We start from the raw sequence: 16,254 nt of genomic DNA on the forward strand, positions 1-16,254 counted from the left end.
TTCTAACGATTACGACGCAACAATTCCTGACAAAACAGGCATTCTGTGCGCCATGGTTTTGGTTAATTCCGAAAAAATGCGAGAATACAGGGAATTGTTGCTTCAAACAGGACAGTCATGACGCATTTACCCAAGTTTACGGCATCGCTGCTGCACCCGCGCTACTGGGCTCTCTGGTTCGGGGTCGGCATGCTGTGGTTAGTTGTTCAACTCCCCTATCCCGTGATTTACCGCCTCGGCTGTGGCATTGGTCACCTGGCGCAGCGCCTGATGAAACGTCGCGCGCGTATTGCGCAGCGCAATCTCGAACTCTGCTTTCCGCACATGAGCGAAACAGAGCGGCAGAAAATGGTCGCAAAAAATTTTGAGTCGGTTGGCATGGGTTTAATGGAAACCGGCATGGCCTGGTTCTGGTCCGATCGCCGGATGTCACGCTGGATGGACGTTATCGATTTTGAACATGTCAGAAGCGTGCAGGCGCAGGGGCGAGGAATTTTGCTGATCGGCGTCCATTTTTTAACGCTGGAGATCGGTGCCCGCATGTTTGGTCTGAACGAGCCAGGTATCGGTGTCTATCGCCCGAACGACAACCCGGTTATTGACCTGCTGCAAACCTGGGGCCGCATGCGTTCTAATAAAAGCATGATCGACCGTAAAGATCTCAAAGGCATGATCCGCGCCCTGAAAGCGGGTGATGTCGTTTGGTATGCGCCCGATCATGACTACGGCCCGCGCGCCAGCGTTTTCGCCCCTTTCTTTGCCGTTAAAGATGCGGCTTCCACGTCAGGAACCTGGATGCTGGCCCGCATGTCCCAGGCCTGTATCGTTCCTTTTGTTCCACGCCGTAAACCGGACGGTAAAGGGTATGAACTGATTATTCTCGAACCGGAATGCTCTCCTCCGCTCGATGACGCAGAAACCACCGCAGCATGGATGAACAAAGTGGTTGAGCGCTGCATTATGATGGCGCCAGAGCAATATATGTGGCTGCATCGCCGCTTCAAAACGCGCCCGGAAGGCGTCCCCTCTCGCTACTGAATCGATAAAGAGCCTGCAAATGCAGGCTCTTTTTTTGTCATACAAACCTGCGTCAGCGCATTGCGGCAATCATAACCCGGGCGCATAATTAGCATGCTTACTATCGACTATTATTAATGTGTGCTGTTATGGACGGTTATGTCTCACTCTGATGCCCCAATAAACTGGAAGCGCAATCTCACCGTTGCCTGGTTTGGCTGTTTTCTCACTGGCGCGGCGTTTAGCCTGGTGATGCCCTTTATCCCCCTCTATGTCGAGCAGCTTGGCATCACCGATCCCGGTGCGCTCAATATGTGGTCCGGTTTAGTCTTTAGCATCACCTTCCTGTTCTCTGCCATCGCTTCTCCCTTCTGGGGCGGTCTTGCCGACCGTAAAGGACGCAAAATCATGCTACTGCGTTCCGCGCTCGGCATGGCGATTGTTATGGCGTTAATGGGCATAGCACAAAATGTCTGGCAGCTCCTTGTGCTGCGGGCGCTTCTCGGTTTGCTGGGCGGTTTTATCCCCAACGCCAATGCCCTGATCGCCACGCAAATGCCGCGCAATAAAAGCGGCTGGGCGCTGGGGACGCTCTCAACGGGAGGCGTCAGCGGCGCGCTGCTTGGCCCGCTGGCCGGTGGTTTGCTGGCCGATAGCTGGGGTTTGCGGATGGTCTTTTTTATTACCGCTTCTGTGCTTTTTATCTGTTTTCTGCTCACACTACTTTGCATCCGCGAAAATTTCACTCCGGTGGCAAAACGCGAGATGTTGCACTTCAAAGAGGTTTTCGCCTCGCTAAAAAGCCCCAAACTGGTGTTGAGCCTGTTCATCACCACCATGATTATCCAGGTAGCGACGGGCTCTATTGCGCCGATTCTGACACTCTATGTGCGCGATCTTGCCGGCAATGTCAGCAACATTGCCTTTATCAGCGGCATGATTGCCTCCGTGCCTGGCGTCGCGGCACTGCTTAGCGCACCTCGTCTGGGTAAATTGGGCGACAAAATCGGCCCGGAGAAAATCCTCGTCGCGGCATTGATAATCTCCGTCTTGCTACTGCTGCCAATGTCAATGGTGCAAACGCCATGGCAACTGGGCATTTTGCGCTTCCTGCTCGGCGCTGCAGACGGCGCCTTGCTCCCTGCGGTGCAAACGTTGCTGGTCTACAACTCCACCAGTCAAATTGCCGGACGTATATTCAGTTACAACCAGTCATTTCGCGATATTGGTAATGTTACCGGCCCGCTGATGGGTGCGGCGGTCTCGGCCAGCTATGGTTTTCGTGCGGTGTTTTGCGTGACGGCGGGCGTCGTTCTGTTTAATGCCATTTATTCATGGTGCAGTTTGCAGCGCCCTGCCCGCCGGGCCAGAACCGAGGCAACCCGCAGCGTTCAACGCCAGGAGTCGCGTAAAGCGTGATCGCCCACCCGATATAATAGATATTTACCTCACATCCATGCTGACTCGCACATAAAAAGCGACGCTGTTTCGTGCTTATTTCCCGAATTAATTAAAGCTGAAAAGCGGGATAACTGGCATGACTGACCATCTTTATTTTGCAACACGTTAAACATAAAACGCAGTCACAAACATTCGTCACGGCTCCCGCAGATGTACTGTTATTCAGCGCGACACCTTTCTCGTTATGCCATGAAATCGCTGATTTATTTATGACAAATTTGACGCTCGCAAAGCCAGCGTCTATAGGTTTGTGCATACCTTTTTTACTGTTATCTCAGGAGCGATGATATGGCCGAAACTGAACTGGAGTATTACTCAACACTGTCGGAAGCAATTGATGCCGCGCGGGAATTATTTATTGCCGACAACCCGGATCTTGATGAAGAAGAAATCAGCGTGCAGCAATTCAATGTGCAAAAGTATGTTCTTCAGGATGGCGATATCGCGTGGCGTGCTGAGTTTTTTGCGGATGAAGAAGAGCCTGGCGAATGCTTGCCTCTTTTCAGCGGTGAAGCCGCACAAAGTGTCTTTGACGGCGATTTCGATGAGATCGAGATAAGCCAGGAGTGGCAGGAAGAGAATACGCTGCATGAATGGGACGAGGGTGAATTCCAGCTGGAACCGCCGCTGGATACCGAAGAGGGACAGACAGCCGCTGACGAGTGGGACGAGCGCTGATTACTCGTAAGGGCCGTGATGAGCATCCAGCGGTAACAAAAGTGTGTCAAACACCAGTGAGAAAGGTAAATCAAGTACGGTAATGTAGCGCCACGCGGAGTCGCGGACATCCCACTTAACGCCGGGGTAATACTGATTACCGTGTCCCTGGCCAGGAATTGTCCGGCTGACGATGCTGCCGCAACCGCTTAGCAGATACGCCATGACGACTACCAAAATTACTCTCACAGACAACCTCTTCTTATCTGATACAGATAAAAAAATACCGGCTCTCAGGCCGGTATTTTCCTTAATGTCGGCTTACTTTGCCTTCAACGCCAGCGGGTTAAGCTTCAGCGTTTCATAGTAGCTCGCCCATGACAGATATTTCTCGGGCGCCGCCCACAAGCGATAGTGCATACGCGCTAGTGTGACCGGGTCGCTCAGCAGCACCAGGCGACGGTCGCGGTTCAGCTTCTCTGGTGTTTCATTCAGCGCCTGCTCAACATGGCGATCGCGGGCAATTTCCAGCACGTGGCTTGCGCGGTGGCGAGCCGTTGCCATCGCCGTTGCCAGCGCGTTGAATGACGGGTTAAACACCGCATGCATAAAGCCATCATCCAGGCTGCGCGAGCGGTTCAGCTCCAGATATTTATCCGTGTTCACCAGCACCTGCGGCGGAGAATACTCTTCCGGGATGAGGAACAGTTTCCAGCGTTTGGTACGCAGTCCGACGGTAGACCGGCTGGAGATAACCGACACGAACGGCGACAGGATCAGCGAGAAGACAATCGGTGCCAGCCAGAACAGGAAGCGGAGATCAAGCCATGCCATCCCTACTGCCCATACCAGCCCCAGCAGCAGCTGAGAACCGTGGCGCATAAAGGCTTCACCCCACGGCGTGGAGTCATCGTCACGCTGCGGCGAGTTCCATACCACTTCCCAGCCAAGGAACGCGCTGACCACAAACACGGTGTGGAACAGCATACGCACCGGCGCAAGCAGCACCGAGAACAGCACTTCCAGCAGCAGGGAAATCGTTACGCGAATGAAACCACCGTACTCTTTCGGCCCCTTGCACCACACCAGGATGATACTCAGTAGCTTCGGCAGGAACAGCAGGACCATTGTCGAAGCGAAAAGCGCAATAGCCAGCTCCGGACGCCACTGCGGCCACACCGGGAACAACTGGCGCGGCTGCAGGAAGTATTGCGGCTCCGTCAGCGCATGCACCACCTGCAAGGCCGTGGAAAGCGCAAGGAACATAAACCACAGCGGCGCGGAGAGATAGGACATCACACCGGTGAGGAACACTGCGCGGTGAACCGGGTGCATACCTTTTACCAGGAACAGGCGGAAGTTCATCAGGTTGCCGTGACACCAGCGGCGGTCGCGCTTCAGCTCATCTAGCAGGTTCGGCGGCAGCTCTTCATATGAGCCAGGCAGATCGTAAGCAATCCACACCCCCCAACCGGCACGGCGCATCAGCGCGGCTTCGACAAAGTCGTGGGACAGAATCGAACCGGCAAACGAACCTTCACCCGGGAGCGGCGCCAGCGCGCAGTGCTCAATAAACGGTTTCACGCGGATAATCGCGTTATGCCCCCAGTAGTGGGATTCACCCAACTGCCAGAAGTGCAAGCCCGCAGTGAACAACGGACCGTAAACGCGGGTCGCAAACTGCTGACAACGCGCATAGAGCGTATCCATCCCGGACGCTTTCGGTGACGACTGGATGATCCCGGCGTTCGGATTCGCTTCCATCAGGCGTACCAGCCCGGTCAGACACTCGCCGCTCATCACGGAGTCCGCATCCAGCACCACCATGTAGCTGTACTGGCTGCCCCAGCGGCGGCAGAAGTCATCGATATTACCGCTTTTGCGTTTTACGCGACGGCGGCGGCGACGGTAGAAAATCTGCCCTTCGCCCTGCACTTCCGCAATCAATTCCATCCAGGCTTTCTGCTCGGCTACGCAGATATCCGGGTTGTAGCTGTCGCTCAGAATATAGACGTCGAAGTGCGCCGCGTTGCCAGTGGCTTTCACAGATTCCCAGGTTGCGCGCAAGCCCGCGAACACGCGATCCACGTCTTCGTTACAGATAGGCATAATCAGCGCCGTGCGATGTTCCGGGTTTAGCGGTTCATCGCCCACCGTCGAGGCCGAAATGCTGTATTTATCGCGGCCAATCAACAGTTGCAGGAAGCCCATCAACGCAGTCCAGAACCCGGCGGAAACCCAGCAGAACAGCACCGCGAACAGGATCAAGATACCGGTTTGCAGCACATACGGCAGGAGCTGCATAAAGGAAACCCACAGATCCTGGCCCGCCATATCCGTTGGGTTGATAAGCGCCCAGCCCTGATAAGGCAGAATGGTTTTCATATACCAGGTGGCGACGACGGTTTGCGCCAGCGTCAGCACCAGCAGGATGTAGCGGCGGATAGAACCAACGGTACGCCATTTCTGCTCGTGTGCTTGCTCCTCTTTGGTCAAACGCGCAAGGTAACGGGGCGCAACTTCGCGCCCGCGCAGACGATCCCAAAAACGGCCAATCGGGTTCGTGCGCCACGGATCGGGGAACATCGAAGAGCGTTTGGCTTTCGGCATCGCCTGAAGCTGTGCACGCCCTTCATCGTCTTTGATCAATTGCCCTTCAGCGAGCGAATCCGGCCAGCTATGTTCCAGACGTGCTTTCACAGAACCCAGCGGCGTATCATCTTCACGCGTCCAGCTCGTATGCTCTTTATCCAGCGCCTCATGCACGCTGCGAATGCTCTCTGTCGGCAGCGCCGCTTTTTCCGATGCGGAAAGCGGCAGCATGTCGATATACTCAGTTGTCTTATTCATTGGCAGGTAGCTGATAGCTCCAGGTTTCACTCAGGTTCTGGTCGGCGTTGACCAGCGCCGCGCGCATATCCGTGGTTTTCTTCGGATCTTTGACTTTCACGCGCAACATCAAACGCCAACCTTGCGTAACCGGATTATAGCGAACGGTGTTTTCCACAATCTCACCGTTATCGCCAATGCTGGCTTGCGCGGTTACTGGGGTATCCTTCGGCAGTTTTTTCATATCCTGGCCGGTGAAATCCACCACAAACGCGATAGTCCCGTCAGGTTGACGGATAAGATTTGACTGTTTCACATCCCCTGTGGAGCGACGCGTCTGCAATACCCACGCATTGTCTGGCGCATGCAGCTTGTCTTCGTCACGGCTAAAGGTGATGGTGTATTTGAAGTTCATCTCTTTACCCGGATCCGGCAGTTGATCCGGGGTCCAGTAAGCGACGATGTTATCGTTAGTTTCATCGTTGGTCGGGATTTCAACCAGTTCGACTTTGCCTTTGCCCCACTCGCCTTTCGGCGTTACCCACGCGCTCGGGCGCAGATCGTAGCGGTCATCGATATCTTCAAAACGGGAGAACTGACGACCACGCTGCAGCAGACCAAAGCCCTGCGGGTTTTCCATCGCATAGCTGCTCACAGCAAGATGTTTCGGGTTATTCAGTGGACGCCAAATCCACTCGCCGTTGCCTGCCAGCATCGATAACCCGTTAGAATCATGCAATTCCGGGCGATAGTTGGTCGCAGGAGAGGGTTGCGTCGGCCCAAACAGGAACATACTGGTCAGCGGCGCAACACCGAGTTTGCCCACTTTGTCGCGCAGGTAAACTTTGGACTGCACATCCACCACGGTGTCGCGGCCTGGAATAATCACAAAACGGTATGCGCCGGTTGCACGCGGTGAGTCCAGCAGCGCGTAAATGGTCAGGCGTTTGTCAGTTGGTTTTGGACGCTCAATCCAGAACTCACGAAAACGCGGGAACTCTTCGCCAGATGGCAGTGCGGTGTCAATGGCGAGACCGCGAGCGGAAAGGCCATACACCTGCCCCGCACCAATCACGCGGAAGTAGCTTGCGCCCAGCATGCTGACGATTTCATCGTTTTTATCTTTATTATTGATGGGGTACAGAACTTTGAAACCGGCGAAACCGAGGTCTTTGACCGTGTCTTTATCGTGCTGGACGTTGCCGAAATTGAAGTAATCCGGGCTGTATTTGATTTTACGTACGGCAGTGGTAGTCACTTCGTTGATGGTCACTGGCGTGTCGAAGTACATACCCTGGTGATAAAACTCAAGCTTAAATGGGGTGTTGATCGCGTTCCAGTAGGCTTTTTCATGGTTAAACTGGATCTGCTGATAGTCCGCGTATTTCATCTCACGGAACACAGAGGGCAAATTGGTCTTGGGTGCTTCGTAGCCTTTACCGGCCAGTGATTGTGCCTGTTTTGCGACATCATCAATAGAAAAGGCCCAGCCTGATGACGTATAAAGTGACAACAGAACAGCAGCACCTACCCAACGCATTTTCATCATTCGTAATTTAGGTTTCATAATAACTAAGCACTTCCCCCTTTGTGTGCTTAAATCGATCCGATCCATTTTAATGGAAACTCAGGCTATCCGACAACTGAATCCCCGCATTGTTCTCCATGCAGGCTCATTGAATAAGCAAATGAAACTAACCCTTTATCGTTTTGCAGGCTTATCCTGGAGACAGGTTATCGGTCATAGTGTAGGGTTGGTTGCGAATGTAATCATTATTTGTCTTATGGATAAGACGAAAAGTCTGAGAATGTACGGAGTGATATGACCAAAACCCCCGCACAACGAGAATATTTCCTTGATTCCATACGCGCGTGGTTGATGCTGCTTGGGATCCCGTTTCATATTTCGCTGATCTACTCCAGCCATATGTGGCACGTGAACAGCGCCTACCCTTCATGGTGGCTAACGCTGTTCAATGACGCCATACATGCGTTCCGTATGCAGGTGTTTTTTGTCATTTCCGGTTATTTTTCATACATGTTGTATTTGCGCTATCCGCTTAAGCGCTGGTGGAAGCTGCGCGTTGAGCGCGTCGGCATTCCAATGCTCACCGCGATCCCGCTGCTGACGCTGCCGCAATTTATTATGTTGCAATATGTGAAAGATAAAACAGCCGAATGGCACACCCTATCGACTTATGACAAATTCAACACGCTGTCATGGGAACTCATCTCCCATTTATGGTTTTTATTAGTCCTTGTGGTATTAACAACGATCAGCATGGTGCTGTTTAAAAAACTAAAAAATAGCGCTAACCGGCTGGCTGGTAATATTTCGCTGGCGAAACTGTCGCTTTGGTTCCTGCTGTTAGGTATCGCATGGGCTGCGTTGCGTCGAATTGTGTTGATGATCTATCCGGATATATTACGTGACGCGCTGTTTAATTTTGCGGTCATGCAGACGTTATTCTACATTCCGTTCTTCATTCTTGGTGCACTGGCATTCATTAACTCGCGCCTGAAATCACTTTTCACCACGCCTTCGCCATGGTGCATGCTCGGCTCAGCGCTGGCCTTTGGTGCTTATTTGCTTAACCAGCGCTATGGCAGTGGTGATGGCTGGATGTACGAAACCGAGGCGGTTATCACCATGCTGCTGGGGCTGTGGATGGTCAATGTCGTCTTTTCATTGGGCCATAAATTGCTGAACTTCCAGTCAGCGCGTGTGAGTTATTTCGTGAACGCATCCCTGTTTATCTATCTGGTACACCATCCGCTGACGTTGCTATTTGGCGCGTGGATCACACCGCATATCCAGTCCAATCTCCTTGGTTTTCTTGCCGGACTGGTCTTCGTCATTGGCATTGCGGTGCTGCTGTATGAAATCCATCTGCGCATTCCGCTGCTACGCTTCCTTTTTTCCGGCAAGCCGCAGCAAAACGACGCGAAGCGTCATGCTCACGCCAGATAAGGTTTCCGGCTGCCCTGCCCGCAGAGCAGCCGCACCTTATTGGATGTGCTGAGTCAGTAAGCGCTGGTAAAGCTGCGTCATTTCGTCATCGAAACAAACAAAGATCACCTGCTGGAGTTGAGGCCGGCGTATAAGGTGCGCAGCGACGGTATTAACGGCGATTTCGGCCGCCGCGGCTTTTGGGTAACCATACACGCCGGTACTGATAGCGGGAAAAGCAATGCTCGTGTAACTATTGGCTTCCGCCAGTTGAAGGCTATTGCGGTATGCATCCTCCAGTAAGCGCGCTTCATTCTCTTCTCCGCCACGCCAGACCGGCCCAACGGTATGGATCACCGCTTTCGCCTTTAAATTTCCTGCCGCCGTGATCACCGCATGGCCTGGCGGACACTCGCCCTGCTGCTGACGTACCTGCCGGCACGCATCGAGCAAAGCAGGCCCGGCGGCACGATGAATCGCGCCATCCACACCGCCGCCGCCAAGCAATGATGAGTTTGCTGCATTCACAATCACATCCACTTCAAGCGTGGTGATATCCCCCTGAAGCACCTGCATACGTGGTTGCATTTTTGCCCCCTATCCGGCCAGTAACCCGTTAACACCGTTAAGTGTATCCGGAAATAGCAAGGGCAACATATTCAAAATCATCAGTTATAGGTGATGGTAACCTCGGCGCGGGATTGCTGCGCATCGAGATAGCGCATCTGGACTTGCGCAACCTGCGAAGAGAGTGATTGCCCGGTTGCCTCGTTGACATGGATTTGCCGGGTCTGCATTTTATTGTTTTGCAAACACGAAAGCTGCAGATTTTGGTTCTGAGTGCGAGTTTCGCAGCCGCCTTCAACGATGGCACCACGAAAATGGATCGCCCCTCCTGCCTGCTGGGTTCCGGCATAGGCGGATGACATCATAAAAAAGCAGGCAACAGGGAACACGAACGCTTGAAACAGACGCATAAACACCTCGTAAATCACTCATCCCTGGCGGTTGAGCTTCGGCTATTGGTAAGTTAAATATCGGCACCGTTAGCGCGTTCCTTAATTAAAATTAGCATTCAGATGAGGAATATGTTCGCCGTATCCTGGATTAAGTAAATTATTATTCGGCGGGCCACTGCCGGGAGAGATGGAGCGACTGACCATCAGATACCGTGACGAGAATTTTGACGTTATCGTGCGCGGAAATATTCAAATGAATGCGCGAAATTGCGGTTGTTTGATTCGCCGGGAGAGTCATTGTGTTTCGTTGCCGGCTTTGGCTCACCCCCGCAGCACCTTCGCGCTCGGTAATAATCTGCACCTGGCAAACACAATCCTGCGTAACCTGCACCAGCGGAGTAATGGTGTAATTGTCGCCCTCGCGGGTGGTATTGAACGTGATCTGGCTGGATAATGCCGCCAGCAATAATAAGGTATGCATAGCGCCTCCAAAAAAAACAGGGCCGCAGCCCTGTTTATTCCTGCCCGGGGGATCAGTACTGATTCGCGGTAGCGTGGTTACCGTAACCGGTTTGCTGAACAGTGACACTCGAGCCCGATGCAGTCTGGTTAACCAGCGCGCCGTTACCCACACCATACTGGCTCACAAAAATATCAGAGTTGCGGCCATTCCACTGATCGATAGTGGCATTGTTTTGCGCCCCGTTCTGGACCAGATCGATAGAGCTGGCATCTGAACCCTGGCCCACATCGGCGGCGTTGGCGGAACCATACTGATGGATAGTCAGGTCAGATTCACGTGCATCGCTTTGCAGAGCAAGGGCGGCGTTGGCGCTGCCATATTGATAAATGCTCAGTTCAGAATTTGGACCATTGCTGCCACCGCCATGACCGCCGCCATTGCCATACTGCGGGACACTACCTGCAAATGCGCCTGCTGAAACAACGATCGCTGCGAATGCTGCCACTTGGAAAAGTTTCATGGTAAACCCCCGTTGGATTGAGATTAAAGCCGCAAGACTTTCAACGTTGAATAACGCGAATAGCCATTTGCGACTGTCGTTGCACCACTACTGCCGTTTTTTGCGTACCGTACTGCGTGATATTTGCCCGGTTGCCCGAGCCTTTCTGAATAATAACCGCGCTATTACCATAAGCCCCCTGCGTAATACTCGCATCGTTGGCACTCCCGGCCTGATCGATATAAGCAAGGTTATAACTTCCGGACTGATTAATTTGCGCTGAATTGTTCCCGCCATTTTGCGAAATAACACCTAATAATTTCGAACCTCGTTGATCAATATGCGCATTATTACTCGCACCATGTTGATCAATATTGGCTGATTGATTATAAGGCGCCTGGCTTAACTCATTAATCGCCAGATTATATTCCGGGTTTGCCAGGTCATATCCGGCTGCTGTTACAAGGCACGGAATTCCCAGCAGGGTTAACATCATAAAGGCTATTTTGTTCTTCATGCTGTCACCACCAAACTTATTTGTTAATACCTGGTTGCAAAACTGAGTATGCCGTGGATAAAAAGAAAATATCTCACCAGCAAGTTGGATTTTCATTAGCCTTGTCATTCTAAAGCATGAAGTATAATTATTCCCCGTTTGCAGCAGAGATAGCATCAGATGATTTTTCTTAAATAATTACCCCGGCATTATAAGCGTCAATGCCCAGGATACGTGGCCAGAGCAAAACGTGAAAATAAGGCGAACCTGAAGCCAACAAAAGTCAGGTCATTGTTCTTAATATAAAATATCGCATAATATTCTTTTGTAACCCGCCCTGCTTTTGCCTTTGCATATCTGCTTTCCTGAACATCAAAATAACATTTCAATATTTAATTTTACATTCTGTTACATGATTCACACTTGCTTTAAGGTTTGCAAGCGTTAGATTGAATTCGCAGCACTCATTACTTTGTATTATTTCTCCCTTGCACGGGCTGATCACTTATTCCTGAACACAGCATAGCGCATCCGACAGTACATCTGGTTTCCCCGGTGAATAACCGGGGTGTTGAAGTTGATGAACAAAAAACAAATACGCGGGGTTTCATCATGTTTAGTGAAGTCCATAGTTCAGCTATTTCAGTCTTATTATTAATAACCAAACCTTCATTACAGGCAACGGCGCTTCTCCAGCATTTAAAATTTGCGCTCTCTTTGCCCGGAAAGCTCCATAATATTCAACGGCCTCTCGATGATATTCCCGCATTGAGCATCGTCTTATTCGACATGATGGATGCGGATAAAAAACTGATTCAGCAATGGCAGAATATCCTGTCACAACGAAATGGTGATATTAAGCTATTGCTGATGAATACCCCTCTTGATTACCCATTCCAGGATGTAGAAAACTGGCCGAATATTACGGGCGTCTTTTACATTTCCGAGGACAGAAGTCAGCTGGTCGATGGCTTACAAGGCGTACAACGTGGTGAGTGCTATTTCTCGCAAAAACTGGCGAGTTATCTCATCACTCATGCCGGGAATTATCGTTACTACAGCACTGAGTCTGCACTGCTCACCCACCGGGAAAAAGAGATCCTTAATAAGCTGCGTATCGGCGCATCAAATATTGAAATAGCCCGTTCACTGTTCATTAGTGAAAACACAGTTAAAACGCATCTTTATAATCTTTTCAGGAAGATAGCGGTAAAAAACCGCACGCAAGCCGTCTCCTGGGCTAACGATAATCTCAGGCGTTAGTGCTATGAAACGCTATGGGTATCGTCTGGCAACTGCCACTTTGCTGATCGCCTGCATAAACGTATCGGCTGTTGAAGTCGAAGTTCCCGGGCTGTTAGCCGATCACACTGTATCGTCTGTCGGACACGATTTTTATCGTGCATTTAGTGATAAATGGGAAAGTAACTGGAAAGGGAATTTAACTATCAATGAACGACCTAGCGCCCGTTGGGGAAGCTGGATAACGATAATCGTCAATCAGAGTGTCGTATACCAGACGTTTCTTTTCCCGACGCATCGCGACTTTGAAAAAAATGTTGAAATCGCGTTGGCGCAAACCCAGCAAGCGATCGATCACCTGCAAATAAACCAGGCGCTGCTGAGCGTTGGCGATATGGCGAGTGATGAATTCTAAAACACGTTAAATCTCCGGAGGCTATTATGCGAAGCATATATACCCTGCTTGCGCTGTTGCTTATCGCGCCTGCATGCTGGGCGGGAACCATGACATTCCAGTTTCGTAATCCTAATTTCGGCGGTAATCCTAATAACGGTGCATTTTTATTAAATAGCGCCCAGGCACAAAATTCTTATACCGATCCCAGCTATAAGGATTACGGCGTGGGAACCACTTCCGCGCTGGATAATTTCACCCAGGCAATACAATCACAAATATTGGGCGGATTACTTACCAATATTAATACCGGTAAACCCGGGCGAATGGTGACCAGCGATTTTATCGTGGATATTTCCAACAAAGACGGACAACTGCAATTAAACGTCACCGACAGAAAAACCGGCAAGACATCTACGATTCAGGTGTCGGGATTGCAAAGCGGTTCAACGGACTTTTAAGCCACTGTCTAACAGGACAACAACTATGTCGCGTCTATTTATTTTATTCGCCGTGTGTTTATTAAGCGGTTGCCTCACTGCGCCGCCAAAACAAGCCGCTAAGCCGACGCTGTTGCCGCGGGCGCAAAGTTACCAGGACCTGACGCATCTGCCGATGCCAAGCGGGAAAATTTTCGTCTCGGTGTATAACATCCAGGATGAAACCGGGCAATTTAAACCCTACCCGGCAAGTAACTTTTCTACCGCCGTCCCGCAAAGCGCGACCGCAATGCTGGTGACGGCGCTGAAAGATTCGCGCTGGTTTGTCCCGCTGGAACGCCAGGGTTTGCAGAATCTGCTAAATGAACGAAAAATCATTCGCGCCGCGCAAGAAAACGGGACTGTTGCCATCAACAATCGCGTTCCTCTTCCCTCGCTGACTGCCGCGAATATCATGATTGAAGGGTCCATTATTGGCTACGAGAGCAATGTAAAATCCGGCGGCATTGGTGCGCGTTATTTCGGCATCGGCGGAGACACACAATATCAGTTGGATCAAATTGCGGTGAATTTGCGGGTGATTAATGTCACGACCGGGGAAATTCTCTCGTCGGTCAACACCAGCAAAACCATCCTCTCCTATGAAGTACAGGCTGGGGTATTTCGCTTTATCGACTACCAGCGGTTGCTGGAAGGAGAAGTTGGCTATACCGCCAACGAACCGGTCATGCTCTGCCTGATGTCAGCGATTGAAACGGGGGTGATTTTGCTGATCAATGACGGGATTGATCGGGGACTGTGGGATTTGCAACAAGGCGCCGATCGCCATAATCCTGTGCTGGCTAAATACCGCGAAATGGCGGTGCCGCCGGAGTCCTGAAAAAGAAAGACGTGACTTGCGGTCACGCCTTTTCTTGCTCTTTGAGCAGCGGCTGCGCGCGGCGGGAAGCCAGCCACAGCCCGCTGTTTTTCATGGCATAGCCAAACACTAACCCCACCGCCAGCGACGGGATAACCAGACGCCAGTCGCCCTGCCCGGCAAACGTCGCGCAGGCACCAATGAATGTCCCCGGTACAAAAGAGAGCAGCACGTTCCGGGCCTGCAGACACATCAAAAACGCCACCACACCGGTCATCAGATAGCCGACGATCTCCAGATGCGGAGCCAGGGCTGCGCCATGAATCATGACCTGCGCCCAGGCCACGCCACTCATCACCGTACAGGCGGAAATAAGCAGCCCTTTCACACCGCCCTGCGGACACGCGAAATAGGCGGTGCAGCCGAGAAAACCGGCCCAGCTTAATAAACCGAAAGCGACAGCCACCCAGCCCCAGATGCCGGAGAGAATGCCTGTCGTAATTGCGATAGAAAGGAGAATGTTCATGGCGCGCATCATAGCAGATGCACGCCCCGGATATGCGACAATACGCACACTATTTGAAAACCAACTATCTCAGTTGCATTTTAATTGTGATTAAAATCACAATTAATCTTCTGACTCTTCCTGCAACTCATCCCACATCGCGGCAATTGCATCGCGTGTCAGTGGCGCCATGGTGCGCCAGAACGGCGTTGTCGCATGGGCTTCAACTTTGCCAAAGAAGGTGCCGCACCAGGGCAGGATATAATCGGCGAATAAGGTCTCCTGCGCTTCGCTTTCGTCTTCTGCGGCCTGATCTTCCAGCCATGATGCCGCCAGCAGCAACGTGCCGATGTGATCGGCTGGCGCATCGGTTAACGGCATGCCGCGGCTGGACAAAAATGAACGCACTTCCGCTTCCGTAGCACCTTCCACCCAGGCACTGCGATAAGGCGAGACGCGGCACTCTTCCCCGACAAACAGCGCGTTGTAATCGGCCGCCAATGCCTGCGCATCGCAGTTTTTCTGCAACCGTTCAAGCAGCTCATCCTGCTCCAGCGGCCAGCTTTCCGCCAGTTTCCCCTCCCGGATCATGGTATAGAGCGGTACCAGCAGAGGATCTTGCGGCTGGCGGTAAAACAGCGAGCCCAGTACACGGCAGAGAATTGAAAATTCGTTCATTCAGTTGTTCCAGTCAGTATTAAAGTTCTGCAAATTCGGGAATTGGCGCCATGCCGCGGGATTCGAGGAAATCCAGCAGACGACGCGGCGAGACATTCAAAATACGATCTTCCGGGAAACCGACGTCATCCAGCACCTTACGGCACTCACTGAAATCGCCCAGCGTAAACGCGGTGTGAGAATCCGATCCCAGCGCCACCCAGCCGCCGGCATCACGCACGGCGGCAGCCACGGCGCGGCAATTCGCCTCGCTGCCTTTGCGCGAATGGACAAACGATGAATTGTTAATTTCAAGCGCAACGCCATATTTCGCGGCGGCAGCGGCAACGGCCGGAATATCAATGTCAAATTTCGGGTTACCGGGATGGCTAATAATATGGACATTGCCGCTGGCGATAGTCGCAATCATGGCCTGAGTATGGGTGGCTTTATCCTGCGGCGGAAACACCGGCTCATGGAAACCTGCAATGATCAGATCCAGCGACGTCAACATCGGTCCGGTGCAGTCGATTTCACCCTCGGTGTTTTTAATATTGGCTTCGATACCGCGCAAAATACCCACGCCATCGACCAGCCGTGGCCAGATGCGCATATTCACAAAGTGCCAGTAGTGCGGCGCATCCGCCATATCCGGCCCGTGGTCGGTAATGGCAAAGAGCTTAATCCCTTTGCGTTTTGCCTCGGCAATATAATCGTGAAGCGTACTGTAAGCGTGGGTGCTGGCGACGGTATGCATATGCAGGTCAACGGGATACATGACTCACTCCTGTAGTTATTTCTGCAAAGGATAGCAGTTATCGTTCGC

At 51.9% G+C, this 16,254-nt stretch carries 19 protein-coding genes; 8 read left to right on the plus strand and 11 right to left on the minus strand.

Annotation, left to right across the window (positions count from 1 at the left end; genetic code table 11):
* Positions 1 to 117 precede the first annotated feature (117 nt).
* The 3 genes from AAIG26_RS11460 to AAIG26_RS11470 all read left to right on the plus strand — a co-directional run bounded on the left by AAIG26_RS11460 (position 118) and on the right by AAIG26_RS11470 (position 3,156).
* Entirely contained in the window at positions 118 to 1,038 is a 921-nt protein-coding gene (locus tag AAIG26_RS11460; protein WP_020457415.1) for a Kdo(2)-lipid IV(A) acyltransferase, read from the plus strand.
* A 138-nt stretch (positions 1,039 to 1,176) separates the two neighbouring features.
* Positions 1,177 to 2,436, plus strand: coding sequence for a multidrug efflux MFS transporter MdtG (mdtG, locus tag AAIG26_RS11465; RefSeq protein ID WP_343179834.1), 1,260 nt, complete (start codon positions 1,177 to 1,179; stop codon positions 2,434 to 2,436).
* Between the two features lie 330 nt (positions 2,437 to 2,766).
* Complete coding sequence (locus tag AAIG26_RS11470) at positions 2,767 to 3,156, plus strand: MysB family protein (protein ID WP_020457413.1); 390 nt, start codon at positions 2,767 to 2,769, stop codon at positions 3,154 to 3,156.
* Here AAIG26_RS11470 and AAIG26_RS11475 read toward each other — a convergent pair whose 3' ends face one another.
* From AAIG26_RS11475 to mdoG, 3 genes are all read right to left on the minus strand, one after another.
* Positions 3,157 to 3,384: a YceK/YidQ family lipoprotein gene (locus AAIG26_RS11475; RefSeq protein WP_160270752.1), complete on the minus strand. Its 228-nt coding sequence runs from the start codon at positions 3,382 to 3,384 to the stop codon at positions 3,157 to 3,159.
* A gap of 72 nt (positions 3,385 to 3,456) precedes the next feature.
* A complete protein-coding gene (mdoH, locus tag AAIG26_RS11480) occupies positions 3,457 to 5,985 on the minus strand; it encodes a glucans biosynthesis glucosyltransferase MdoH (RefSeq protein ID WP_045507036.1) in 2,529 nt (842 codons plus the stop codon).
* Entirely contained in the window at positions 5,978 to 7,513 is a 1,536-nt protein-coding gene (gene mdoG, locus AAIG26_RS11485) for a glucans biosynthesis protein MdoG (protein ID WP_343180325.1), read from the minus strand. The genes mdoH and mdoG overlap by 8 nt, the downstream gene beginning before the upstream one ends.
* A gap of 273 nt (positions 7,514 to 7,786) precedes the next feature.
* On the opposite strand from mdoG, the gene mdoC reads away from it, so the two are divergent.
* On the plus strand, positions 7,787 to 8,935 hold the full coding sequence (mdoC, locus tag AAIG26_RS11490; RefSeq protein WP_020457410.1) for a glucans biosynthesis protein MdoC: 1,149 nt from the start codon (positions 7,787 to 7,789) through the stop codon (positions 8,933 to 8,935).
* A 36-nt stretch (positions 8,936 to 8,971) separates the two neighbouring features.
* On the opposite strand, the gene ymdB is transcribed toward mdoC, so the two are convergent.
* The 5 genes from ymdB to csgB all read right to left on the minus strand — a co-directional run bounded on the left by ymdB (position 8,972) and on the right by csgB (position 11,352).
* The gene (ymdB, locus tag AAIG26_RS11495) at positions 8,972 to 9,502 is read right to left on the minus strand and encodes an O-acetyl-ADP-ribose deacetylase (RefSeq protein ID WP_044489619.1); all 531 of its coding nucleotides are present in this window, start codon (positions 9,500 to 9,502) and stop codon (positions 8,972 to 8,974) included.
* A gap of 80 nt (positions 9,503 to 9,582) precedes the next feature.
* Positions 9,583 to 9,891, minus strand: coding sequence for a hypothetical protein (locus AAIG26_RS11500; RefSeq protein ID WP_343179836.1), 309 nt, complete (start codon positions 9,889 to 9,891; stop codon positions 9,583 to 9,585).
* 142 nt (positions 9,892 to 10,033) lie between these two features.
* Positions 10,034 to 10,354, minus strand: coding sequence for a curli assembly chaperone CsgC (gene csgC / locus AAIG26_RS11505; RefSeq protein ID WP_020457407.1), 321 nt, complete (start codon positions 10,352 to 10,354; stop codon positions 10,034 to 10,036).
* A 52-nt stretch (positions 10,355 to 10,406) separates the two neighbouring features.
* The gene (gene csgA, locus AAIG26_RS11510) at positions 10,407 to 10,856 is read right to left on the minus strand and encodes a curli major subunit CsgA (RefSeq protein WP_343179838.1); all 450 of its coding nucleotides are present in this window, start codon (positions 10,854 to 10,856) and stop codon (positions 10,407 to 10,409) included.
* Between the two features lie 40 nt (positions 10,857 to 10,896).
* Entirely contained in the window at positions 10,897 to 11,352 is a 456-nt protein-coding gene (csgB, locus tag AAIG26_RS11515) for a curli minor subunit CsgB (protein WP_174240605.1), read from the minus strand.
* Between the two features lie 591 nt (positions 11,353 to 11,943).
* On the opposite strand from csgB, the gene csgD reads away from it, so the two are divergent.
* From csgD to csgG, 4 genes are read left to right on the plus strand one after another with little or no spacing between them, the layout of a single operon-like run.
* Complete coding sequence (csgD, locus tag AAIG26_RS11520; RefSeq protein ID WP_020457405.1) at positions 11,944 to 12,594, plus strand: biofilm master transcriptional regulator CsgD; 651 nt, start codon at positions 11,944 to 11,946, stop codon at positions 12,592 to 12,594.
* A 4-nt stretch (positions 12,595 to 12,598) separates the two neighbouring features.
* On the plus strand, positions 12,599 to 12,988 hold the full coding sequence (csgE, locus tag AAIG26_RS11525) for a curli production assembly/transport protein CsgE (protein WP_343179839.1): 390 nt from the start codon (positions 12,599 to 12,601) through the stop codon (positions 12,986 to 12,988).
* Between the two features lie 26 nt (positions 12,989 to 13,014).
* A complete protein-coding gene (gene csgF / locus AAIG26_RS11530; protein ID WP_343179840.1) occupies positions 13,015 to 13,428 on the plus strand; it encodes a curli production assembly/transport protein CsgF in 414 nt (137 codons plus the stop codon).
* A gap of 25 nt (positions 13,429 to 13,453) precedes the next feature.
* Positions 13,454 to 14,287, plus strand: coding sequence for a curli production assembly/transport protein CsgG (gene csgG / locus AAIG26_RS11535; RefSeq protein WP_020457402.1), 834 nt, complete (start codon positions 13,454 to 13,456; stop codon positions 14,285 to 14,287).
* Positions 14,288 to 14,309: 22 nt separating this feature from the next.
* On the opposite strand, the gene AAIG26_RS11540 is transcribed toward csgG, so the two are convergent.
* The 3 genes from AAIG26_RS11540 to AAIG26_RS11550 all read right to left on the minus strand — a co-directional run bounded on the left by AAIG26_RS11540 (position 14,310) and on the right by AAIG26_RS11550 (position 16,206).
* Positions 14,310 to 14,792, minus strand: coding sequence for a DUF1097 domain-containing protein (locus AAIG26_RS11540; RefSeq protein ID WP_202819292.1), 483 nt, complete (start codon positions 14,790 to 14,792; stop codon positions 14,310 to 14,312).
* A gap of 102 nt (positions 14,793 to 14,894) precedes the next feature.
* Complete coding sequence (locus AAIG26_RS11545) at positions 14,895 to 15,449, minus strand: molecular chaperone (protein WP_020457400.1); 555 nt, start codon at positions 15,447 to 15,449, stop codon at positions 14,895 to 14,897.
* A 19-nt stretch (positions 15,450 to 15,468) separates the two neighbouring features.
* Positions 15,469 to 16,206, minus strand: coding sequence for a phosphatase (locus AAIG26_RS11550; protein WP_020457399.1), 738 nt, complete (start codon positions 16,204 to 16,206; stop codon positions 15,469 to 15,471).
* Positions 16,207 to 16,254 lie beyond the last annotated feature (48 nt).

The sequence above is a fragment of the Kosakonia sp. PSU_27 genome (assembly GCF_039409795.1).
In the GTDB taxonomy this organism is placed as follows: Bacteria; Pseudomonadota; Gammaproteobacteria; order Enterobacterales; family Enterobacteriaceae; genus Kosakonia.